The 21,715-nt window shown below is 72.5% G+C and carries 20 protein-coding genes; 11 read left to right on the top strand and 9 right to left on the bottom strand.

Going from position 1 to position 21,715, the window contains the following annotated elements:
• Positions 1-77: 77 nt before the first annotated feature.
• Entirely contained in the window at positions 78-608 is a 531-nt protein-coding gene (locus BMY04_RS15010) for a PadR family transcriptional regulator (RefSeq protein WP_139209878.1), read from the top strand.
• 465 nt (positions 609-1,073) lie between these two features.
• Positions 1,074-2,030 (top strand): nucleoside hydrolase, encoded by a 957-nt coding sequence (locus BMY04_RS15005; protein ID WP_091182381.1) that lies wholly within the window; start codon positions 1,074-1,076, stop codon positions 2,028-2,030.
• Between the two features lie 82 nt (positions 2,031-2,112).
• Here BMY04_RS15005 and BMY04_RS15000 read toward each other — a convergent pair whose 3' ends face one another.
• Positions 2,113-3,267: an amidohydrolase family protein gene (locus BMY04_RS15000; protein WP_170854166.1), complete on the bottom strand. Its 1,155-nt coding sequence runs from the start codon at positions 3,265-3,267 to the stop codon at positions 2,113-2,115.
• Between the two features lie 82 nt (positions 3,268-3,349).
• Between BMY04_RS15000 and BMY04_RS14995 the strand changes: the two genes are divergently transcribed.
• On the top strand, positions 3,350-3,727 hold the full coding sequence (locus tag BMY04_RS14995) for a Rieske (2Fe-2S) protein (protein ID WP_170854165.1): 378 nt from the start codon (positions 3,350-3,352) through the stop codon (positions 3,725-3,727).
• 36 nt (positions 3,728-3,763) lie between these two features.
• On the opposite strand, the gene BMY04_RS14990 is transcribed toward BMY04_RS14995, so the two are convergent.
• From BMY04_RS14990 to BMY04_RS14960, 7 genes are all read right to left on the bottom strand, one after another.
• A complete protein-coding gene (locus BMY04_RS14990) occupies positions 3,764-4,327 on the bottom strand; it encodes a GNAT family N-acetyltransferase (RefSeq protein ID WP_139209875.1) in 564 nt (187 codons plus the stop codon).
• The gene (locus tag BMY04_RS14985; protein ID WP_091182648.1) at positions 4,324-5,598 is read right to left on the bottom strand and encodes a Gfo/Idh/MocA family protein; all 1,275 of its coding nucleotides are present in this window, start codon (positions 5,596-5,598) and stop codon (positions 4,324-4,326) included. Before BMY04_RS14985 ends, BMY04_RS14990 begins: the two co-directional genes overlap by 4 nt.
• Positions 5,595-6,797, bottom strand: a complete 1,203-nt coding sequence (locus BMY04_RS14980) for a hypothetical protein (RefSeq protein WP_091182375.1) — start codon at positions 6,795-6,797, stop codon at positions 5,595-5,597. The genes BMY04_RS14985 and BMY04_RS14980 overlap by 4 nt, the downstream gene beginning before the upstream one ends.
• Complete coding sequence (locus BMY04_RS14975) at positions 6,794-7,846, bottom strand: carbohydrate ABC transporter permease (RefSeq protein WP_091182374.1); 1,053 nt, start codon at positions 7,844-7,846, stop codon at positions 6,794-6,796. The genes BMY04_RS14980 and BMY04_RS14975 overlap by 4 nt, the downstream gene beginning before the upstream one ends.
• Positions 7,843-8,796 carry a carbohydrate ABC transporter permease gene (locus BMY04_RS23115; protein ID WP_091182372.1) on the bottom strand — a complete coding sequence of 318 codons (954 nt, stop codon included), beginning with the start codon at positions 8,794-8,796 and terminating at the stop codon, positions 7,843-7,845. The genes BMY04_RS14975 and BMY04_RS23115 overlap by 4 nt, the downstream gene beginning before the upstream one ends.
• Entirely contained in the window at positions 8,793-10,112 is a 1,320-nt protein-coding gene (locus tag BMY04_RS14965) for an ABC transporter substrate-binding protein (protein WP_091182370.1), read from the bottom strand. The genes BMY04_RS23115 and BMY04_RS14965 overlap by 4 nt, the downstream gene beginning before the upstream one ends.
• A gap of 136 nt (positions 10,113-10,248) precedes the next feature.
• On the bottom strand, positions 10,249-10,974 hold the full coding sequence (locus tag BMY04_RS14960; RefSeq protein WP_139209873.1) for a PIG-L deacetylase family protein: 726 nt from the start codon (positions 10,972-10,974) through the stop codon (positions 10,249-10,251).
• Positions 10,975-11,088: 114 nt separating this feature from the next.
• Between BMY04_RS14960 and BMY04_RS14955 the strand changes: the two genes are divergently transcribed.
• From BMY04_RS14955 to BMY04_RS14925, 8 genes are all read left to right on the top strand, one after another.
• Positions 11,089-12,114, top strand: coding sequence for a LacI family DNA-binding transcriptional regulator (locus BMY04_RS14955; protein ID WP_091182365.1), 1,026 nt, complete (start codon positions 11,089-11,091; stop codon positions 12,112-12,114).
• A gap of 74 nt (positions 12,115-12,188) precedes the next feature.
• Positions 12,189-13,478: an endo-1,4-beta-xylanase gene (locus BMY04_RS14950; RefSeq protein ID WP_139209872.1), complete on the top strand. Its 1,290-nt coding sequence runs from the start codon at positions 12,189-12,191 to the stop codon at positions 13,476-13,478.
• Positions 13,479-13,522: 44 nt separating this feature from the next.
• The gene (locus tag BMY04_RS14945; RefSeq protein ID WP_091182361.1) at positions 13,523-14,590 is read left to right on the top strand and encodes a Gfo/Idh/MocA family protein; all 1,068 of its coding nucleotides are present in this window, start codon (positions 13,523-13,525) and stop codon (positions 14,588-14,590) included.
• 34 nt (positions 14,591-14,624) lie between these two features.
• A complete protein-coding gene (locus BMY04_RS14940; RefSeq protein ID WP_091182359.1) occupies positions 14,625-15,374 on the top strand; it encodes a phytanoyl-CoA dioxygenase family protein in 750 nt (249 codons plus the stop codon).
• 6 nt (positions 15,375-15,380) lie between these two features.
• The gene (locus BMY04_RS22835) at positions 15,381-17,513 is read left to right on the top strand and encodes a hypothetical protein (RefSeq protein ID WP_170854164.1); all 2,133 of its coding nucleotides are present in this window, start codon (positions 15,381-15,383) and stop codon (positions 17,511-17,513) included.
• Positions 17,510-18,490 (top strand): zinc-binding dehydrogenase, encoded by a 981-nt coding sequence (locus tag BMY04_RS22830; protein WP_170854163.1) that lies wholly within the window; start codon positions 17,510-17,512, stop codon positions 18,488-18,490. The genes BMY04_RS22835 and BMY04_RS22830 overlap by 4 nt, the downstream gene beginning before the upstream one ends.
• 95 nt (positions 18,491-18,585) lie before the next feature.
• Positions 18,586-18,723, top strand: coding sequence for a hypothetical protein (locus BMY04_RS22825; protein WP_170854162.1), 138 nt, complete (start codon positions 18,586-18,588; stop codon positions 18,721-18,723).
• Positions 18,720-19,451: an SDR family oxidoreductase gene (locus BMY04_RS14925; RefSeq protein WP_091182355.1), complete on the top strand. Its 732-nt coding sequence runs from the start codon at positions 18,720-18,722 to the stop codon at positions 19,449-19,451. The genes BMY04_RS22825 and BMY04_RS14925 overlap by 4 nt, the downstream gene beginning before the upstream one ends.
• Before the next feature lie 127 nt (positions 19,452-19,578).
• Here BMY04_RS14925 and BMY04_RS14920 read toward each other — a convergent pair whose 3' ends face one another.
• Positions 19,579-21,690 (bottom strand): MSCRAMM family protein, encoded by a 2,112-nt coding sequence (locus BMY04_RS14920; RefSeq protein WP_091182353.1) that lies wholly within the window; start codon positions 21,688-21,690, stop codon positions 19,579-19,581.
• Positions 21,691-21,715: the final 25 nt, after the last annotated feature.

The raw sequence follows: 21,715 nt of genomic DNA, 5'->3' as shown, positions 1-21,715 counted from the left end.
TTCGATTATTAGGTGTCAACCATAGGACGTACGCTGGCGGCGTGCCAGCCCGACGTCTGCAGAGCTCCCTCGCTGTCGTGGTCCTCGGGATGCTCAGCGAAGAGCCCCTCCACCCCTACGCGATGCGACAGCGGATCCGAGCGCGTGCCTACGACCGGATGCCTGGCGTCAGGTTCACGTCGCTGTACGACGCCGTACGACGGCTGGACGACGCCGGTCTGGTCGTGGCCAACGAGCCCGCCCGCGCGGGGAACCGGCCCGAGCGGACCCCGTTCACCATCACCGCGCGCGGAAGAGCAGAGCTCGCCGTGTGGCTGGAGGACGCCCTCGCGGCTGACGCCGATGCGGACGGCCTGCCCGCCGCGCTCTCCTTCATGTATCCACTCGGCAGGGACCGCGTCCTCGAGCTCTTGACGCTTCGCTCGAGCCGGCTCGCCGCCACCATCGACGCCGACGAGAGCGCGCTGGCAGCTGCAGAGGCCGACGTCGAGAACCCGATCTTCCTGTCGGAGCACCACTTCCAGCTCGCCCGCCGCCGCGCCGAACGCGACTGGCTCACGAGCTTCACCGCCGCCTTGAGCTCAGGCGATCTGCAGTGGCCGACGTGAAGGTCGAGGTCCGCCGCCGGCTCGTCGACCACGCCCGTGAGTTCGAAGCCTTGACTCCGGCAGCGGTCGAGAGGTGATCGCCTCCCTCTGCGAGGGCCCGAGCTGGGACCAGCCGGGCACCCCGAGGGCAGGGGACAGGTCGCCCCTCGCGTACCGGCTCTCGCTGCGCCGCGCCGAGGAGATGCCGGGCGGCTCAGGCCGTGCTGGACGGCCCTCCGGCCCCTACGGCATCCTGAGCTTGTCTCAGGCCCGGCGAATCAGCCTACGGAAGCCAGAGCGCGCGCGGGGGTCTGGTCGAGGCCTCGGCACCGCCTGTCGCGGCCTCGCGCCACCGACGCACGATCGTCCGGCGCTCCTGACGGGGTGGCCGAGCGCTAGGCAGGCACGACCGACGGGGATCCTGCTCGTGGCCCTCGTCGGGGACCTGTCAGCATCGACGCACCGCAGACCGAAGAGAGCTCTCACGTGCCGCGCATCATCCTGGACACCGACCTGGCGATGGGAGCCCCGGGCTCCGACATCGATGACGGCTTCGCGCTGGCGCTGGCCCACGCCGACCCGGACATCACCCTCGAGCTGATCACCACGGTCAACGGCAACACCGACGTCGAGTCGGCGACGATCCTCACCGCCGAGCTCGCCCGTCGCCTCGACCTCGGCGACGTCCCCGTGGTCAAGGGAGCCGCGGCCGCGCTCACGCGTCCCCAGGGGGTCCGGCGTCCCGCCGACCACGTGGAGGCCCTGCGCGCCACGGTGGCCCCGCCGACCCCGGGCTACGCCGCCGCCGCGATCGCCGAGCTGGTGATGGCCAACCCGGGCGAGATCACCGTCGTCGCGATCGGCCCGCTCACGAACGTCGCGGCCGCGCTCAGCCTGGAGCCGAGGCTGGCGCAGAACGTCCGCGAGATCGTGATCATGGGCGGCGTCTTCTTCCAGACCATGCCCACCCGGGACCTGCCGGGGGAGTTCAACGTCTGGGTCGACCCGGAGGCCGCGCAGGCCGTCCTGCGCTCCGGCATGCCGCAGCGCTGGGTCGGGCTCGACGTGACGCTCCAGGTGCGCCTGACCCGCGAGCACGCCCGGCGGATGCTCGAGGCGGACTCGCCCTTCGCGCCCTTCGCCGGCGAGTCGACCCTCGCGTGGATCGACCACGTCGCGGCCCGCAACCCCGGCAACGCGCTCGACGCCGACTCGTGCGCGATGCACGACCCGCTCGCCATGGCCGTGGTGTCGCGCCCCGACCTGGTGGAGCTCCGCGAGGTGGCGCTCGACGTCGTCACGGGCGAAGGGCCGGCGCGCGGGGTCATGATCACCGACGTCCGCGAGTCGGCCGACCCGCCGCCCGCCAACGCCCGCGTGGCCGCCGCGGTGGACGTGGACGCCTTCACCGAGCACTTCCTGCAGCTGATCACGGGGCTGTAGCGCCGGACCCCGGACCCCGCGCACCGCCTGGTCGCGAAGGGGGCCACGGGCGCGACCCCACCCGTGCCGGCGCTCGCTCGGCTCAGAGGCGCGGTCCGTACGTCTCCACGGCGTTGGCGGCGCGGACCCGGTCGCGCACCCCGGCCGGCAGGGTGGTCAGCGCGTGCTTGGGGTCGTCGAAGTCCCAGTGCGGGTAGTCGGAGCTGAACATGAGCGTGCGCTCGGCGTGCACGATCTCGCACAGGGCGTGCAGGTGGGCGCGGCGGGCAGGCTCCGGCATCGGCTGGGTGGTGAGGCGGACGTGGTCGACGATGTACTCGCTGGGCAGCCGCCGCAGCCACGGGACCTCGTCGCGCAGGCTGCGCACGTTCTTGTCCAGGCGCCACATGACGTCGGGGAGCCAGCCGATCCCGCCCTCGGTGACCACGACCTTCAGGGTGGGGAAGCGCTCGAAGACGCCGTGGCAGACCAGGCTCACGAGGTTGGCCGCGAAGACCTGGCTGAGGCCGGTGTGCCACTCGACGTAGTAGGTGGGGGAGCCACCGGCCCAGGACGGGGAGGTGCGGAAGATCCCCTCCCCGGAGTTCGGGTGCACGGTGACCGGCAGCCCGGCCTCGGCGGCCGCGGCGTAGATCGGGTGGAAGTGGCGCTCGCCGAGCAGCACGTCGGTCATGGGCAGCAGCACGGCGACGAACCGTTCGTCCGCGGCGCAGCGTCGGATCTCGGCGGCCGCCTGCTCCGGGTCCCGGGCGCCCACGGTGATGGTGCCGCGGTAGCGCGGGTCCGCGGACAGCCAGGTGGCGGCCAGCCAGTCGTTGTAGGCGGAGGCGATCAGCGCCGCGTTGTCCGGGTCCGGCATCGCGCCCAGGCCGAGGACCTCGCCGCCGATGAGCACGGCGCGGTCCACGCCGAGACCGTCGAGGAGCTGGTGGGCCGTGTGCGCCGGGTCGGCGCCGGGAGCCGCGCCGCCGGGGGAGGTGGCGTCGGCCCGCAGGACACCGGCCTGGTTGACGAACAGCGTGTTGCGGGGCACCGAGACCGCCTCCCGGTACCCGCCGGCCGCGAGCGACCGACGCCCGTCCAGGCCGAGCCGGCGGGCGCCGGCGGCGGAGAGGTACGGACGCAGGGAGGCCATGCCCTCGGCCATCAGCGGGTGGACGTCGCAGTCCACGAGCCCGTACGGCACGGCCGGGTCGGGAGCCTTCTCGACAAGGGCTGGAGCCTCGTCCACCGTCACCTGGTCCTCCTCGTCGTTGCGGAGCCGGTCGTTCTCCGGCAGGCTATCGTGCAAATCGTTTTGCGTCAGGAGAGGTGCACCCGTGGAACGTCCGGTCGGAACGCTCGAGGAGCTCCGCCGCGAGGGCTCCCGCGTCGTCGACGTCGACGGCCGGCCGGTGGTCGTCCTCAGCGTCGGCGAGGAGCTCTTCGCGGTCAGCGGCCGCTGCCCGCACATGGGTGCCCCGATGGGTGCGGGCTCGGTGGGGGGCACCCTCGTCGCCTCCGCGCCGGGTGAGCTCGTGTACGGCCGCCACGACCGGGTGCTGCGCTGCCCCTGGCACGGCTGGGAGTTCGACCTGGAGACCGGCCGCTCGCTGCTCGAGCCCCGCCGGGTCGGGCTCCGGACGTTCCGGGTGACGTGCGAGGGCGGGCAGGTGGTGCTGCACACGCCGGACCGGGGTGAGCGTCCTCCCGGATGAGCGTCCTCCCGGGTGAGAGAGCGCTGCGGGTGCGCGTCACCAGGCGAACGGGACCCGGAGCGGGGCCTCGCGGAAGCAGCGCCACGCCTCCTGCGCCCGCGCGGACACGGGCAGCAGCATGGTCGGACCCTCGACCGCGAAGGTCGGGGTGCCGTCGCCGGCGTCGATGAGCACGCCCGGCTCGACCGCGCCCCAGCCGGACCCGGCGTAGAAGGGCCGCAGCCCGGGTTCGCAGAGCAGGGCCCCGAGGTCGGCGCCTCCGTGCACGATCGCCGCGGAGGCGGCGTCGACGACGCGCCGGCCGCGCCCGGCCCCCCGTGCGCCGGGGAAGGTGAACACCCGGCCGAGCCCGTCCACCCGCCACGCCTGGCCTCCGTGGGCGACGCGCATCGCCACCACGCCGGCGTAGGCGAGCAGGAGGTCGCCCTCCACCAGGACGACGTGCAGCGGGTCGAGCCCGCGCGGGTAGGGGTCGCGCGCGGCGCCGCCGCCGACCTCGGGCCAGGTGGCCCGCACGAAGGCACCGGCCTGCCACCGCAGCGCGTCCGGCAGGGCGTCGTCGCGGTAGGTCAGGACCGTCTCGACGAGCGCGGCCCTCACGACGGCACGGGCTCCACGGTGCCGCGCAGCCGCGCGCGTTCCGCCGCCCACACCGTCGCGTGGGTGTGCAGGCTCGTCCTCGGCGAGGTCAGGACGAGGGAGGGGTCGTCGGCGGCCACCGCAGCGAGGAAGCTCCGCGTGAGGGCGGCGTCGGCCCCGAGGTGGCCCTCGCCGGCCAGCGGGTCGGTCGGGTCCACGACCTGGGTCGTCGTCGTGCGCCCGGTGAGGAAGTCGTAGACGCTGACGGTGTAGCCGTCGCCCTCGAGCGTCCCGCGGGTGCCGAAGACGCGCGTGCGGCGGAAGCCCATCGGCGTGAACGCCGTCATGGTGAGCGAGGCCGTGACGCCCCCGGCGTACTCGATGTTGACGACCTGGTGGTCGACGACGTCGTTGTCGCAGGCGTAGACGCAGCGTCCGTACGGGCCGTCGGCGAGCGCACGGGTGATCGACTCCTCGGTGACGTCCACCGCGAGGATCGACAGTGGCCAGCGTCGCGCCGCCTCCTCGTGGACGTGGTCGAGGTAGATCTTCTTCGCCGAGTAGGGGCAGCCCGGCTCGACCGCGCACGAGAGGCAGCGGTCGCCGGCCCCGTCGGGGCGGTTCTCCGGGCGGAAGTGGGTGAGGCTGCCGAAGGACGACACCCGCTGCGCGGGCCGGCCGACGACGTCGCACAGCCAGTCGACGTCGTGGCAGCACTTGGCCAGCAGCATGGGGCTGGAGGTGTCCTCGCGGCGCCAGTTCCCGCGCACGTAGGAGTGGGCCTGGTGCCACCAGCCGACCGGCTCGAGGTGCTCGACGCTCACGACGTCGCCGATCGCGCCGCTGCCCACCACCTCCTTCACCACCTGGGTGTACGGGGAGTAGCGCAGCACGTGGGCGACGCAGACGATCACCCCGGCGCGCTCGGCGGCCGCCACGATCTGCTCCGCCTCCTCCTCGGTGGGCGCCATCGGCTTCTCGAGCAGGAGCGGGAGCCCACGCTCGAGGAAGGCGAGGGCCGGCTCGGTGTGCTGCCGGTCGGGCGTCGCGACCACGACGGCGTCGACGTCGAGGTCGGGCAGGGTGAGCAGGTCGCGCCAGTCGGCGACGGCCCGGTGCTCTCCCACCCCGAGCTCGGCGGCGGCCGCAGCGCGCCGGTCGGCCCGCGGCTCGGCGAGCGCGGTGACGACGGCCCGGCCCGCCAGCGACCCCTCGCGCGCGTAGGTCATGCCGCGCGACCCCGCTCCGAGGACCGCGAGCCGCACGACGCTGCCGTCCACCGGGGCGCTCATCGGGCCCACCCCGCCCCCAGCGCCACGGCCTCGGGGTGGAGGTCCGGCCCCGAGAAGAGGTAGACCGTGGCCTCCTCCGTCCCGGTGCTGGTGACCTCCACCCCGGCCGTGGCGGTCGCGTGCACCACGAGCGCCTCGTCCTGCCCGGGGCGTCCGCCCACGAGCTCGGCACCGCCCCAGCTCACGCTGCCGGTCCAGGCGAACAGGCTGTAGGCGCCGGGCTCGGTCACGGTGGTCGTCGACCCGGGGGAGAGGACCAGGCGCTGCCCGCTGAACCTGGCGCTGCCGTAGAAGACCCAGTCACGCCGGACGCCGGCGCTCGAGGCCGGGTGGCGCAGCGGCACGAGGTGCGCCCGGTCGAAGAGGTCGGGGTCGCCGTTGCGGGCCCAGTCGACGAAGGCGAGCGGCGCACGCTCGGCCAGCGCGGCGCGGTCGTCGGGCGCCACGTCCTTGTAGAGCAGCTGGTCCTTGTCGATGATCCGCCCGGCGTTCAGCGCCTGGAACATCGACAGCACGTCGGAGTCCTCCTGCAGCTCGAGGGTCAGCGCGGTGCCGGGGCCGTGCAGCACGCCCGAGGGCACCATGAACCCCTCGCCGGGCACCTGGAGGTAGGCCTGGCTGGTGGTGAGGACGCGGTCGGAGTCCCACGCCACCAGGTGGGGGAGCAAGGCGTCCTCGCGCGGTCCACGGGCGATGCGCGGCTGCACGCCGAGGAACGTCTCCGGGTGCGCGCCCTGGTCGACCCCGGGCAGGAAGTGGTACGCCTCGTCCTTCTGGTGGCGCCCCACGCGTGCGGCGTACGTCTGCGGAGGGTGCACGTGGAAGGGCAGCCGCGCGCCGTAGTCGAAGATCTTGGCCAGCCGGCCGAGCCCGCCCGGGTGCGTCGCCGCGTACGCCTCGCCCAGCACGAGCGCCGGGGCGTCGCGCACCAGGTCGGCCAGCAGCAGCCGTGAACCGTCGGGGGTGACGACCGCCGACAGCCCCTCGTCGGGGTGCGGCACCGCGTTGTCGGCCGGGGTCGTCGAGGCGAGCCAGCGCTCGCAGATCGCGCCGCGGAGGCCGACGTCGTACGCGTCCTCGTCCAGCCCGAGGCGGCGGCCCGGAGGCAGGAACGACCGGGCGACCCACGCGGGCTCGAGGCGGAGCACCCCCGCCGACGCCTCGACCACGGCGTCGACGCGCTCGACGAGCGCGGTCACCCCTTCAACCCGCTGACCGAGATGCCCTGGATGAAGCGGCGCTGGAAGATGATGAACACGATGATCATCGGCAGCGTCGCGATCACCGAGCCCGAGAACAGCACGTCCCACTGCGTGCGCTTCTCGACGACGAACAGCGCGAGGCCGAGCGGCGCCGTGTAGTGGTCGGGGCTGCTGACGATGATCAGCGGCCAGAAGAAGTCCTCCCAGGCCCCCTGGAACGTGAAGATGCCGGTCGCCGCCAGCGCCGGCCCGCACAGCGGCAGCACCACGCGGAAGTAGATCGAGAACTCGTTCGCGCCGTCGATGCGCGCGGCGTCCAGGAGCTCGTCGGGGATGGAGACCATGTACTGGCGCAGCAGGAAGATCCCGAACGCGCTGACCACGCCGGGCATGATCAGTCCCCAGTAGGAGTCCAGCCAGCCCGAGCCGCCCTGGCCCAGGATGTCGTTGCCGCCGAAGAGCGGGATGTGCTTGATCACCAGGTAGTTGGGGATCAGCGTGATCTGCCCCGGGATCATCATCGTGGCGAGGAAGAGCAGGAAGATCACGTTCTTGCCCGGGAACTCGCGCTTGGCGAAGACGTAGGCCGCCAGGGAGTTGAAGAACAGCTGCAGCACCGTGACCGAGCAGGCCACGAACGCGCTGTTGAGGAACCAGCGCCACGCCTGCGGGCTGTCGTCGCCCTTGAGCGGGCCGATGCCGAGGAACTTCTGGTAGCCCGAGGTGCTCGGGTGCTGCGGGATCCAGTGCGGCGGCCACGAGAAGATGTCGCCGATGTTCTGGAAGGACGCGCTGATCAACCAGGCGAAGGGGGCGACGAACAAGATCGCGAAGGGGACCAGCACCACGTAGGCGAGCCAGTACCAGACCGAGCGCCGCTTCCGCTTGCGCGACGGCTGCGTCACGTCGGCGTCGAGGAGCACCGCCTCCGTGGCGTCCGGCGCCACCGCGTCCAGCTCGGCGGCGGACGTCGGGTCCGGCCCGGGGGTCACCTGCCGCACGGCCTGCGGGGTCCGCCGCCGGCCCCGTTCCGCGAAGCCGCTCACGCGTCCCCCTTCCGGTAGATGCGCAGCTGGATCACGGTGAAGACCAGCAGGATGGCCAGGAGCCCGAACGAGAGCGTGCTGGCGTAGCCGAACTCGTAGAACTTGAACGCGGCGAGGTAGATGAAGTAGACGACGGTGGTCGTCTTCTCCGCCGGGCCGCCGCTCGTCATGACGAAGATCTGGGTGAAGACCTGGAAGGCGCCGATGATGCCGATCACCGCGAGGAACAGCGTGGTCGGACGCAGCATCGGCACGGTGATGTGGAGCAGTCGCGAGAGCCCGTTGGCCCCGTCGACGCGGGCCGCCTCGTACAGGTCCTCGGGGATCGCCTGCAGCGCGGCCAGGTAGACGACCATGGAGAAGCCGACGCCCGACCAGATGCTCATCAAGATCACGGCCGGCATGGCGAGGTGCTGGTCGGCGAGGAACAGCAGCGGCTTGTCGATGACGTTGGTCTTGATCAGGTAGTAGTTGAACAGGCCGAAGTCGCCGTTGTAGAGCCACTTCCACAAGATCGCGACGACGACGAACGGCGTCACGACGGGCAGGAAGTAGAGCGTGCGCAGCAGGCCGCGGCCGCGCAGCGGGAGGTTGAGCAGCAGCGCGACGAGCAGGCCGACCACCATCGTCAGCGGCACCGACACCGCGGTGAAGTAGAACGTGTTGACGATCGACCCGCGGAACGCCTGGTCGTGGACCATGTCGGAGTAGTTGCGCAGCCCCACGAAGGGCGTGTCCGGCTCGAGGGCGTTGTACTCGTGGAAGGTCAGGTAGAAGGCGAAGACCAGCGCGAACAGCGTGAAGACCGAGAACAGCAGCAGCGGGACGGACAGGAACGCGTACGCGCTCCAGCTGCGCCGCATCCGCCAGAAGACGTTCCGGCGCCGGGTCGGGGGCGTGCCCCGGTCCTCCGCGCGGAACGTCCGCGCGGAGGAGGGGTAGGTCGTCAACGCGACCCGAGCTTGGTGAACGTGGCGGCGGTGTCGTCCAGCGCCTCGGCCGGCGTCACCTTGCCGAACATCGCGTTGCCGAGCTCGGTGTTGAGCTCCTCGGTCACCCGCGGCCAGCTCTTGTTGGCGATGTTGTAGTTCACGCCGCACTTCATGAGGTCGGCGAAGCCCTTGAGCACCGGCTTCTCCTTCACCAGGTCGGGCGACTCGAGCAGGGCGGTGCGCGGCGGCAGCGACGTGCCCTCGGACTTGTAGGTCCACTCGGCCATGTTCTCGGGGGCGTTGAGGAACTCGATCCACTTCCAGGCCGCGTCCTGCTTCTTGCCCTTCGCGAACAGGACGAGCGAGTCACCGGCGATCGTCGTCTTGCAGCCGGCGGTACCGCTCGGCAGCGGCGCCGTGGCCCACTGGTCGTGGATCTTCGGGAACTCGTCGTCGAGCGTGCCGGCGAACCAGGAGCCGGCCATGTACATGCCGATCTGGCCCTGGGCGAAGCCGATGCGGGCGTCGTAGGAGTTGGAGTTCAGGTAGTCCGGGGAGGAGTACTTGGCCAGCCCTACGTAGTAGTCGGCGGCCGCCTTGCCGGCGTCGTTGTTGAGCAGGAACGTCTTCTCGTCCGGGCTCAGCAGCTCGCCGCCGTTCTGCCACAGCCAGGGGTAGAAGTAGTACTCCGCCTCGGGCGCGAACACCTGGAACCCGTACTGCTTCTTGGCCGGGTCGGTGAGCTTGGCCGCGTCCGCGGTGAACTCGTCCCACGTCTTCGGCGGCTCGGTGATCCCGGCGGCCTCGAAGAGGTCCTTGCGGTAGAACAGCCCGGTCGTCTCGCCGTCGAAGGGCAGCCCGTACATCTTGCCGTCGACGGTCGCCTGGGCCTTGAAGGCGTCGACGAAGTCGGCGGGCTTCGTGGAGTCGCTGCGGTCCATGTAGCTGCCGAGGTCGACCAGGGCCTTGCTCGGCGCGAACGTCGCGATGTTGCTCGCGTCGACGTACGCGGCGTCCGGCGGGTTGCCGCCGGCCACCTGGGTCGTGAGCTTCTTCTCCGACTCCTCGGCCGGCACGTCCTGGAACTCGACGGTGATGTTCGGGTGCTCGGCCCTGAACTTCGCGTAGAGCTTCTTCATGCCCTTGGTGTTGCTGACCCACGAGGAGAACGTGATCGTGACCGGCGCGGTGGGCTCGGGGACCGGACCCTCCACGGTCGGGGCGGTGCTGGCGCCCGGAGTGCCGCCGCCGCCGCCTCCGCACGCCGCGACCAGGGCAAGGGCGCTGCCCGCCGCGAGCAGGGAGACCGACCGGCGCAACCTGGGGTTCGTCATCGAACCGCCTTCCCGTGGAGAGGCAGGACGCGCCCGCCCAAATCGATTGGCTAAGAGATGGCTGGGAGACTGCTACAGGTGGTGGCCGGTGTCAAGGACCCCGGCGCGGTCGTGACCCGACGGTGACGCCGTGCGCTCACCCATGCACCCGTACGCGCCGGAACCGTTCCGCGTGGCGGACGCCGATGCGGTCGCCGGCCTCGACCATCGGCGGGGCGATGTGGTGGGCGAACATCCAGGCCCGGTCGCCGTTCGCCTCCCCGTTCTGGCTCCGGTGGCACCAGACGGCGTCCATCTTGGTGTCCACCACCGCGCTGACGTCGACGTAGCGGTCGGCGTCGGCCAGGGCGGGGAACCAGACCTCGGTGACCTCGTGGGGCTCGAGCCCCTCCTCGAGGAGCTCGGGGTGGATCCGCGGCATCAGCGCCTCGGGGTAGACGGCCTGCAGCGTGGCCTCCCCGGTGGCGATGTGGTCGGCGTGCGACCAGCCGACCGGCGCGTCGAGCGCGCGGTGCGGCGTCAGCGTCAGCACGAGGTCCGGGCGGGACCGGCGGATCTCGCGGACCAGTGCCCGCTTCAGGTCGAGCGAGACGGTCAGCTCGTCGTTGCGGAAGCCGAGGAAGGTCACCTCCCGCACGCCGAGGACCTGCGCCGCGGCTCGCTGCTCCTGCGCGCGGGTCGCGGCCAGCTCGGCGTTCGACACGGTCATGTCGACGCCGCCGCTGGCGCCGTCGGTGGTGACCACGTAGTCGACGACCGCGCCCTGCCCGACCAGCCGGGCGACGGTTCCGCCGAACATCCACTCCGCGTCGTCGCAGTGCGCGACGACCACCAGCACGCGGTGCACGTCCTCGAGCAGCACGTCGTCCTCCTCCGGCTCGACACACACCTGTCGTGCACGAGATGTTCCCGGCACGGCAATCGATTGGCCGCTACGGTGTCACGCACGCCGACGCCGAGCGAGAAGAGGGGGCCCATGACCACCGAGGCCGACCCCGCAGCCGGGACGCCGACCACGAGGGCGACGATCTCCGACGTCGCGCGCGTCTCGGGCGTCAGCACGACGACCGTGTCGCACGTCCTCACGGGCAAACGTCCGGTGGCCGCCTCCACCCGGGAGCGGGTCGAGGCGGCGGTGGCACAGCTGCACTACCGGCCGAGCCGGCTCGCGCGGAGCCTCCGGGTCGGCAGCTCGCAGATGATCGGCGTCGTCGTGCCCGACATCACGAACCCCTTCTACGGCCAGGTGACCCGGGGCCTCAGCGACTCGCTCGGGGCGGAGTACGGGACGTGGGTCTGCAACACCGACGGCTCGACGAAGCGCGAGCGCGCCTACGTCTCCGACATGGTCGCCCGGGGGGCCGACGCCCTCCTGATCACCTCGGTCGACGCCGAGGACGAGGCGGTCGCCGCCGCCCTCGCCGCCGGCGTCCCGACCGTCAGCCTCGGTGAGAGCGTGGACCACCCGCTCGTCGACCGGGTGCTGGCCGCGGACGAGGAGGCCTCCCAGGCGGCGGTGGAGCACCTGCTCGCCCGCGGGGCGCGGCGCGTGGCGATCATCGAGGGGCCCCGCACGCTCGGCCACTCCCGCGAGGAGGGCTACGAGGCGGCGCTGCGCACCGCGGGGCTGAAGGCCCCCCAGCAGCTGCGCGTGCACGGCGACTGGACCCGGGTCGGCGGACGTGAGGCGATGCTCAGGCTCATGCGGCTGCCGCAGCGCCCGGACGCCGTCTTCTGCGCCAACGACCTGATGGCGATCGGCGCGCTCGACGCCCTCCGGTCGCTCGGGCTCCGCGCGCCGGACGACGTGCGACTCGTCGGCTTCGACGACATCGAGGCGGCCTCCCTGGTCAGCCCGGCCCTCACCACCATCGCCAACCCCGCGTACGAGACCGGCTGGTCGGCGGCGAAGCTCGTCCTCGACCGCCTCCAGGGTCGCCACACCGGCTCCCGCCGCACCGTCACCCTGCCCTGCCGCCTCATCGTCCGCGAGACCAGCTGAGGCTCCGGCACAGTCTCAGACACGTTCAGCGAACCCCTTCCCATCGGTCGGGAGGCCCGCTAGTGTTCCCGGCCATGACCACCAAATCGATTGGCATCGCTGACGCTGCCAACGCCACTGACGCGGTCGAGGCAGCCGCGCCGGCCGTGTCCCGCCGGCTCCTGCTCGGCGGCGCCGCCGCCGGAGGGCTGGCCCTGGCGATCGGGACGGGCGCCACCGCCACGGCCGCACCCGTGCAGCCCGCGCCGTCGACGCTCGCCGCGACCGCGCGCACCCGGCACTACGCCGCCCGTACGCCGCTGTGGAAGATCGGCGCCGACGCGCGCCTGGCCTACGGCACCTCGCACACCAGCCGGCTCTTCGACGACGCGGAGTACAGCGCCCTCGTCGACCAGCAGGCGGCGATCCTCTTCACCGAGGACGACCTGCTCTGGTACCAGCTCAAGCCGACGCCGGACTCGGCGCTCGACTTCAGCTTCGGCGACAAGCTCTACGCCCGCGCGCAGCGCGACCACCAGCTCGTCTTCGCCGCGCACCTCGTGTGGGACGAGGGCTTCGGGGACGGGTGGGGCGAGGACTTCTCGACGCTGTACGAGCTGAGCCACGACGACGCCTCCGACCTGCTGTTCGGCGTCGAGAAGGCGCTGGTGAAGCGCTACCGCGGCCGCACCGCGGGCTGGATCGTCGCCAACGAGGTCACCGACCCCGAGGGCGAGGACGGCCTGCGCACCGAGGTCCCCTGGTACCAGACCATCGGCCGCGGCTACGTGGCCAAGGCCTTCCGCCTGGCGAAGAAGTACGACCGGCACGCGGTGCGGGTGATCAACGAGTTCGGGTTCGAGTCGACCAACGAGTACGGCGACGACCCGGAGGCCCGCCAGCAGGCGATGCTCACCGTGCTGAAGAAGCTGCGGCGCGACGACGTGCCCGTCGACGCGCTGGGCATCCAGGCCCACCTGAACGCCAAGTACTTCCTGTCCGACTTCGACCCGAAGTCGTACCGACGGTTCCTGAACAAGGTCGCCGACCTCGGCGTGGACATCCTCATCACCGAGATGGACGTCCTGGACGACGGGCTGCCGGTCGACGTGACGGCGCGCGACGCGGCGGTCGCCGAGTGCTACGCCCGCTACCTCGAGAACGTGCTGCCCAACCGCGACGTCAAGGCGCTGATGACCTTCGGGCTGTCGGACCGCTACACCTGGCTGCAGGAGGACTACCCGCGCGAGGACGGCGCCGAGCGCCGGCCGCTGCCGTACGCGGACGAGGGCCTCAAGCCGAAGCTCGCCTACGAGGCCCTCCGGCACGCGCTCGCGGACGCGCCCAGGCGGCGCCCGCTGTGGCGGCTGCCGCGGCACCGCTGAGCGCACGACTCCCCCCCCGAACCCACCCCTGCGAAAGGACCCGCGTGCTGAACGTCGGCGTCATCGGTCTGGGGGAGGTGGCCCAGGTGGTCCACCTCCCCGTCCTGCAGTCGCTGCCGGAGCTGTTCTCCGTGCAGGCCGGCTGCGACATCTCACCCACCCTCGCCAAGCAGGTCGGCGACCGCTTCGGCATCCCGCAGACCTACCTGTCGGCCACCGAGATGGTCGAGGCGGGCGGCCTCGACGCCGTGCTCGTGCTCAACAGCGACGAGTACCACGCCGAGTGCGTCGTCTCCGCGCTCGAGCACGGCCTGCACGTGCTGGTGGAGAAGCCGATGTGCCTCTCCCCGCGCGAGGCCGAGCGCATCGTCGAGGCCCGCGACCGCACGGGCCTGACGGTGATGGTCGGCTACATGCGCCGCTTCGCGCCGGCGTTCCTCGAGGCCAAGGAGCTGCTGCCCACGCTCGGCGGTGTCAACTTCGCGCGCGTGCACGACGTCATCGGCCGCAACCAGCTCATCGTCGACCAGACGTCGCACGTCGTGCGTCCCACCGACCTGACCGAGGCGCAGATGCACGAGCGCTGGGACCGGGGCTCGGCGCTGGTCAAGGACGCCATCGGCGACGTGGGCGGCGAGCTCGCCGGGGCGTACCGGCTGCTGTGCGGCCTCGGCAGTCACGACTTCTCCGCGATGCGCGAGCTGCTGGGCCGGCCGTCCCGCGTCGCCGCCGCACGGATGTGGAAGCAGGGCGGCTACATCGCGGCGCTGCTCGACTACCCGGGCTTCGTCGTGTCCTACGAGACCGGCGTCGACGAGCAGCTGCGCTTCGACGCCCACCTCGAGGTGTACGGGGACCTCGCCTCGATGCGGATCCAGTACGACACCCCGTACGTGCGCCACCTGCCGACGACGCTGACCGTCGAGGAGACGAGCGGGGACGCCCTGCGCAGGACGGTCATCAGGCCGCACCTCAAGGACCCCTACACCCACGAGCTCGAGTACTTCCACGCGTGCGTCGTCGAGGGCCGGGCGCCCAAGACGACGCCCGAGGACTTCGTGGCGGACCTCGACCTCTTCGCCGAGCTGATCCGCGTGCTCGGCGCCCGCTGATCCCTCGCGCCCGACCCTGAGAGGCTGCACCGCCATGCCGCACACCGCCACCCTCACCGACTCCGACGTCGCCGACTTCCGCAGCAACGGCTACCTGCTCCCGCACCGCCAGCTGTTCTCCGCCGAGAAGCTCGACGCGCTGGAGGGCATCTTCGACGAGCACCTGTCCGACAAGGGCAGCAAGCTGTCCGACGAGCTCGACACCCCGCACTTCCGCGACCCGCGGCTGCTGGACTACCTGCTGTCCGACGAGGTGCTCGACCTCGTGCAGCCGCTGGTCGGGGAGGACATCGCCCTGTGGACCAGCCACTTCATCTCCAAGGAGCCCTTCACCGGCCGGGCGACGCCCTGGCACGAGGACTCGGCCTTCTGGAACGGCCGGCTGTCCGCGTACGACCGGATCGTCACCGTCTGGCTCGCGCTCGGGCCGAGCAACCGCAGCAACGGCTGCATGCGGGTGATCCCGGGCAGCCACCTCGAGGGCGGCTTCCACGACAACTACGTGCCGACGGACATGAGCGTGCAGACCTTCCACGCCGAGATCCCCGACGTCGACGAGGACCTGGCGGTCGACTTCGAGCTCGAGCGCGGCGAGTTCTCGATGCACGACGGGCGCATCGTGCACGGCGCGAAGCCCAACACCTCGCCGGTGCGCCGGACCGGCTACACCATGCGCTACTTCCCGGCGTCGGTCCGGGTGATGCCGGTCGAGCAGAACGCGGGCTGGAAGATCTGGCTGGCCCGGGGGACCGACACCGCCGGCAACACCTACGAGAACGGCTGATCGCGCGTGGAGCGTGGTGTCTACTTCGACGCCTGGTACCCGGGGCAGCACTGCTACCACCCCAGCCTCCCGCCGCGGCGGCTGCGCATGGTCGAGGACCTCGTCGACTACCGCGCCACGGTGCTGGTGTGGGCGGCGATGGGCGGCGGCTCGCTGGCGCTGCCGTACCTGGAGCAGGAGGCGTTCGGCGACCCCGGCGCCCGGGCCCGCTTCTACGGCACGGTCAACGACGCCGAGTTCGTCGCCGCCTGCCAGGCCCGGGGGATCAAGGTCTTCGGCATCGTCTTCGAGGCGCAGGGCTGGGAGTTCGGGGTCGAGCTCGACGACGACGAGACCACCGTCCTCGCGCTCAACGAGCTCCGGGGCGTCGGGCACCGCGACTGGATGGGCCTGCGCGAGTTCTCCTCCAACCGCTACCCGAACCTCTGGGCGCCGTTCGAGGACTACTTCCCGGGCGGGCTCACCAACAGCCGCGGCGAACGGGTGACCGACCTGATCGAGGAGTGCGTCGCCCGCGACATCGACCAGAAGCCGTGCCACGCGCGCTGGGTCGAGTGCCCCGACCGCGACCACCAGTGCTTCTACATGGACCGGAACAACCCGGTCTGGCGCGAGTACCTCAAGGCCGTCATCCGCATCCAGGTCGACGCCGGCGTCGACGGCGTCCAGCTCGACGAGGCCGAGCTCCCCCTGGGGGCCATGCAGTACGGCGCGTGCTTCTGCAAGGACTGCATGGCGCAGTTCCGCGCCTTCCTGCAGGGTCTCGACGAGACGCCGGCCGAGCTCGACGGGGTCGACCTCACCACGTTCCACTACGGCGACTGGCTGCGCGCCCAGGGCTTCGACTTCCGCGACCGCCAGCGCGAGTCGCCGCTCTTCGACGCCTACTACGCCTACCAGTGCGCGGCGATCACGACGCACTTCGCCGAGCTGGCCCGCTACGCGAAGGAGTACGCCCGCAGCCGCGGTCGTGAGGTGCTCGTCAGCGGCAACTTCTTCAACCTCGACCCGCACTACCTGCCGCTGGCCGACGAGGTCGACCTGATCATCACCGAGATGCGGAACACCACCTACCGCCAGCCGGAGTGGTACCGCTACGTCGACGCGTTCCGCCGCTACGCCGGGGTCGGCGACGTCGTCGTCGTCGAGAACCCGTACGGCGGCGTCGTGCCCGAGCTCATCGACGCGCTGGCGGCCGGCCGCGGCCGCGACCGGCTGCGGCTCAGCCTCTACGAGGCCGCGGCCTTCGGCGCCAACATGAGCGTGCCGTACGGGTCGTGGATGGGCGCGACGATCCAGGACTCGTTCTGGGCGCCGCACGACCTGCTCGTCGAGATCCAGGACTTCGTGGCCGAGACGGAGCCGCTGCGTGCGAACGAGAGCGCGAACGAGGTCGGCGTCGTCTACAGCGTCGTCAGCATGCGCGACCTCGTCAACGAGGCCGACTCCGGCGACAACCTCGTCAACGCGCGCGACGAGACCGTGCAGGTGCCCTTCCGGCAGGTCACCGAGGCCCTGAGCCACGGCTCGGTGCCCTTCGACGTCGTGATCATGACCGACGGCGGGCTGGCGGGGGACCGGACCGGCGTCGAGGAGCTGGGGCGCTACTGCACGCTCGTGCTGCCCGGCTGCTGGTGGCTCACCGACCACCAGGTGGCCGTCCTGCTCGGCCACCTGGACGCCGGGGGGCGGGTCGTCGCCACCGGCGAGGTGGGGACCAACGCCGACAGCCCGGACCGCGACCGGCTGCGCTCGCACCCGGGCCTGGTCACCGCCTCGGCCGCCGCCGTGCTCGACGAGCTCGTCGAGGGCCCCCAGGTGACGTGCAGCGCCCCGCTCGCGGTGAACCTGCACCGGCTGGCCGACGGCCGCATCGCCGCGCACCTGGTCAGCTACGACCACGACGACGAGGCCGACCAGGTGCGGACCCTCAGCGACGTGCGCCTCGACGTGCGCGTCCCCGGTGCCCGCTCGGCCCTGCGGGAGGCCCAGGGGACCGGTGCGGCCGAGCTGGTGGTCCCCGGGGCGCCGCCGGCGTCGCTGGCGCTGACCGAGGCCGACGGGCGGCTGAGCCTCGTCCTGCCCGAGGTGGGACCGTACGCGGTCGTCGTGCTCCCCGGTCCGGGGACGGGGCGGTGAGGCTCGCGGAGCTGGTGGCGCCGTACGACTTCCGGGTCCTCGACGTCGACCCGCCGGTCCGCGCTCCCGGCGAGGTGCTCGTCGACGTCGAGGCCTGCGGCGTGTGCGCGTCCGAGCTCGACAGCTGGGAGGGCCGCAGCGACGCCGAGCTGCCGCGGCGGATCGGCCACGAGGTCAGCGGCGTCGTGGCCGAGGCCGACGAGGGCTCGCGCTTCCCGCCGGGGACGCCCGTCGCCGTGTGGACGCTCGGCTCGGGCTACGCCGAGCAGGTGAGCGCGCCCGAGGACGCCTGCCGCGCGCTCGGCGACTTCCCGGTCGGCCTCGGCCTGCTCGAGCCCGTCGCCTGCGCGGTGAACGCCGTCGAGCTGGCCGACGTCCGGCTGGCCGACGACGTCGTGGTGGTCGGCGCAGGGTTCATGGGCAGCCTCGTGCAGCAGCTCGTCGCGCTGCGGGGTCCCCGTTCGCTGGTCGTCGTCGACCGGCGGCCCGACGTCCTCGCGCTGGCCGCGCAGCTCGGCGCGACCCGGACCGTGGACAGCCGCCAGGAGTCCGCCGCCGCCGTCGTCGCCGCCCTCACCGACGGGCGGGGCGCCGACGTGACGTTCGAGGTCACGGGCGTCCAGGGCGGGCTCGACGCCGTCACGGACCTGACCCGGATGAGCGGCAAGGTCGTCCTCGTGGGCTTCCACCAGGGTGCCCCGCGGACGCTCGCGCTCGGGCACTGGAACTGGATGGGCTACGACCTGCGCAACGCGCACTTCCGCGAGCCCGCGACGATCATGCGCGGCATGGACGTCGCCGGCCGGCTGCTGGCCGGCCGACGCCTCGACCTGGCTCCGCTCGTCACGCACCGGTTCCCGCTGGAGCGGATCGGCGAGGCGTTCGCGACCGCGGTCCACAAGCCCGAGGGCTTCGTGAAGGCGGTCGTCACGATGCCCCGCGCGACCTCCCCCTCCTCGGCAGGAGCGCCGGGATGACGCCGACCTCCCCGTGCGCCCACGCCCGAGCGCTGCAGCGCGTCCTCGACGCCGTGACGACAGCCGAGCCCGACCGTTCCCTGGACAGGAGTCCGATGACCACCCCCGACCGCACCAGCAGGCAGACCCGTCGCGCCCTCGGCGTGCCCAGCAGCGGGGACGACCCCGTACCGGGCGGGACGACCGGCCCGTCCGCCCCGCTGTGTCGCCAGCCGTACGGGGTCGACGCATGAGCCTCGACCGGGACCTCGCCGGCACGGTCGTCGCGATCACCGGAGCGACCGCCGGCATCGGCCGCGCGACCGCGCGGGCGCTCGTCGCCGAGGGCGCCCGCGTGGTGCTCCTCGGACGTCGCCAGGAACGGCTCGACGAGCTCGTCGCCGAGCTGGGTGCGGACGCCGTCGCCGCGGTGGCCGGCGACGTCGCCGACCCGGCCACGAACGCGGCCGTGGTCGCCGCGGCGCAGGAACGGTTCGGGCGGCTCGACAGCCTCGTCGCGAACGCCGGCATCGGCGCGTACGGCGGGATCATGAGCATGACCGACGACGAGATCCGCACCATGGACGCGACGAACTTCCTCGGCACGGTCTTCAGCGTGCGGGCCGTCGTGCCGACCTTCCGCGAGCAGTCCGGCGGGGACGTCGTCGTCGTCAGCTCGGTCGCCGGGCTGCGCGGCGGTCCGTGGGAGGCCGTCTACGCCGGGACGAAGCACGCCCAGGTCGGGCTGGCGGGCTCGCTGGACCGCGAGCTGCGCGAGCACGGGATCCGCGTGACGACCATCTGCCCCGCCGCCGTGTCGACGGAGTTCGCCATCGGCACGGGCCGCAACGCCGGCGACGAGTGGCTCGAGCACGTGCTCGCCCCCGAGGACGTCGCCGACGCGATCGTCACCGTGCTGCGTCAGTCGCGCCGGCTCCGTACCCAGCAGTGGGTGCTGCGCGCGATGGCCGAGGAGAGCTGAGCCCCGCCCCAGGCCTGGACAGGGGCGGGCCTCGGCGAGGCCCGGCCCGTCCACGCGTCGCCGCGGTCGTGAAACCCGCCCGCCGGGACGAGGTGCCGCCCGGAGCCGCCGGCGGGGACACCCCCTCTCATCCACGGACGTGCAGGTCGACGAGGCCCAGGTCGGTCGTCCGCCCGTAGCGGATGCGGAACCTCCCCGGCGTGGCCGTGAACCAGTACGGCGTCCCGGGTTCGGTCGAGGCGGAGTCCGTGAGGTTGGTGGGCAGCTCCTCACCCTGGGCGTCGGCGAGATCCAGCACCTGCTGGAGGTCGACCACGGTGCCGTGCCCGCGTCCTGCGTGCAGCCGGTCGACGGTGAAGCCGCTGCGGTAGGTCTGCGGCCGGGACACCAGGGGCAGCAGGCGGGCCTGGTCACCTCCGTCGCGCACCTGGTAGGCGAAGGGGGCGATGGCGGGACGGTGCGTGCCGGCGTGGCGGAACCTGCCGGTCACCCTCCCGCCCCGCGGTGCGGTGAAGCTCGCCGTCGTGGTGGTCGCGGTCACCGTCAGCCACCGGTGGGTGACCGCCACGTCGCCGCGGTAGACGGTGGGACCGTCGTTCGGCTGGAGGTACTGCGCGGTGACGGCCACGAGGTAGCGCCCGGGAACCAGCCCTCGAGCCAGGTAGCGCCCGGACGGTTCTGCGTCGGTCGTCCAGCTCGCGGACAGCCCGGTGACGCCGGTGCCCTCGACGAAGTCGGGACGCAGGTAGGGCACGTCGGGCAGCGGCGTGATCCGGATCCGCGAGCCCCGGGGCAGCGTGCCCGACAGGTTCAGCGTCGCCCGGTCGAGCGCCACGGCTCCCAGGTCGACGGTTCGTGTGCCGCCGACCTGCACGACGCGTTCGGCCCACGGGAGCTCGGTGACGACCTCCCCCGAGCCGTCGTCGGCCGAGCGCCTGGCCACCACCTGGTAGCGACCGGGCGCGAGACCGGAGAACGAGACCACGTCGCCCGGCGAGGCGCCGGCGGCCTTGGTGATCGCGCCCGTCGCGTCGCGGAGCTCCACCACGACGTCCGCCCCGGGAGCCGGTGACCCGACGTCGGTCGGAGCGAGCACGATCCGCGCGCCGTCGCGGAGCTCCAGGTCGGCCCGGGTCGGTGTGCGCGCGTCGAGGGTGAACGAGCGGCTCACCGGGACGAACGTCGTGGCAGCGGCGGGCGTGCTGAGCGTGTAGCGCCCCGGCTTCAGGGCGTCCAGGCCGTAGCGGCCGTCGGCGTCGGTGACCACCCCGGCCGCGAAGCGCCCACGGTCGTCGGTGATGGCGACGAACTGCTCGGCCACGGGTTCGCCGTGGGCGGTCACCCGCCCCTCGAGGGTGGCGGCGCCCGTCGACGCGAGGTCGAGCCTGGTCGCTCTCCCGGTGCCGAGGCGCAGCACGCGGGACCGGAAGCCCGGCACGGTGGCGACCGTGCGCACGTTCTCGATGCGGTCGACCTCGACCCGGTAGCGGCCCGGGGCGACCTCGAACCGGTACCGACCGTCGTCGTCGGTCCGGGCGGTCTGCGCGGTGCTGCCGTCGCCCCTCAGCAGCCGGACCGATCGGTGGGGGCCGTCGGCGAAGGTCCCGGTGAGCACGGCGGAAGCACGGGCCCTGATGACGCCGAGCGCGCGCGTGCCCTTCGCCGGCCTGAACATCCGCGTCTGCGTCAGCCAGCTGCTGCTGGTGCCGTCAGGACCGACGTAGGTGGGGGCGAACCGCTTCGCCTCGGGGTCGCTCGTGCACTCCACGGCCTCCTCACCCGCGTCGCAGGCCCTCACGAGGTAGCGCTCGGTGAGCTGCGGCAGCCGGAAGCGTCCATCGGTTCCCGTGCGGGTCACGACGGGCGTCTCCTCCTCGAAGTCGATGCCCTCTCCGAGGTCGGAGAACCGCACCCCGGTCACGAGCACCCCGGCCAGCGGTCGACCTGCCCGGTCGACCAACCGACCCGTCACGGTGCCCCGGGTGGGTGCGGACGGCGGCTGCTCCCGCTCAGGGGCGCCCGTCGTCGGGTGCGACGCACCCTGGGCCCGCGCCGCCGAGGTGTCGAGGAGCTTCGGGGGCTGGGACCAGTACCGCCCCCCGACCTGCACCTCGGCCGACCGCGGGCTGTGCGGCTGACCGGCCGCCGCCGGCCGGTCGGAACCGGGCAGCGCGGTGCTCAGCAGCACCGCACCGACCAGCACCGCGGTCCATCCACGCCGCGACGTCGCTGTCCTCATCGGCCGTCTCCCTCGTCTCGGGGTC

The sequence above is a fragment of the Microlunatus flavus genome, assembly GCF_900110855.1.
GTDB classification, from domain to species: Bacteria; Actinomycetota; Actinomycetes; order Propionibacteriales; family Propionibacteriaceae; genus Microlunatus; species Microlunatus flavus.
Note: the sequence above shows the minus strand (reverse complement) of the source record. Positions and strands in the feature narration are given on the sequence as shown.

Coding starts and splice junctions, on each gene's coding strand:
- BMY04_RS14985 (WP_091182648.1), bottom strand. CDS start 5,598: ATGAGCGCCCCGGTGGACGGCAGCGTCGTGCGGCTCGCGGTCCTCGGA.
- BMY04_RS14965 (WP_091182370.1), bottom strand. CDS start 10,112: ATGACGAACCCCAGGTTGCGCCGGTCGGTCTCCCTGCTCGCGGCGGGC.
- BMY04_RS14955 (WP_091182365.1), top strand. CDS start 11,089: ATGACCACCGAGGCCGACCCCGCAGCCGGGACGCCGACCACGAGGGCG.
- BMY04_RS14950 (WP_139209872.1), top strand. CDS start 12,189: ATGACCACCAAATCGATTGGCATCGCTGACGCTGCCAACGCCACTGAC.
- BMY04_RS14940 (WP_091182359.1), top strand. CDS start 14,625: ATGCCGCACACCGCCACCCTCACCGACTCCGACGTCGCCGACTTCCGC.
- BMY04_RS22825 (WP_170854162.1), top strand. CDS start 18,586: ATGACCACCCCCGACCGCACCAGCAGGCAGACCCGTCGCGCCCTCGGC.
- BMY04_RS14925 (WP_091182355.1), top strand. CDS start 18,720: ATGAGCCTCGACCGGGACCTCGCCGGCACGGTCGTCGCGATCACCGGA.
- BMY04_RS14920 (WP_091182353.1), bottom strand. CDS start 21,690: ATGAGGACAGCGACGTCGCGGCGTGGATGGACCGCGGTGCTGGTCGGT.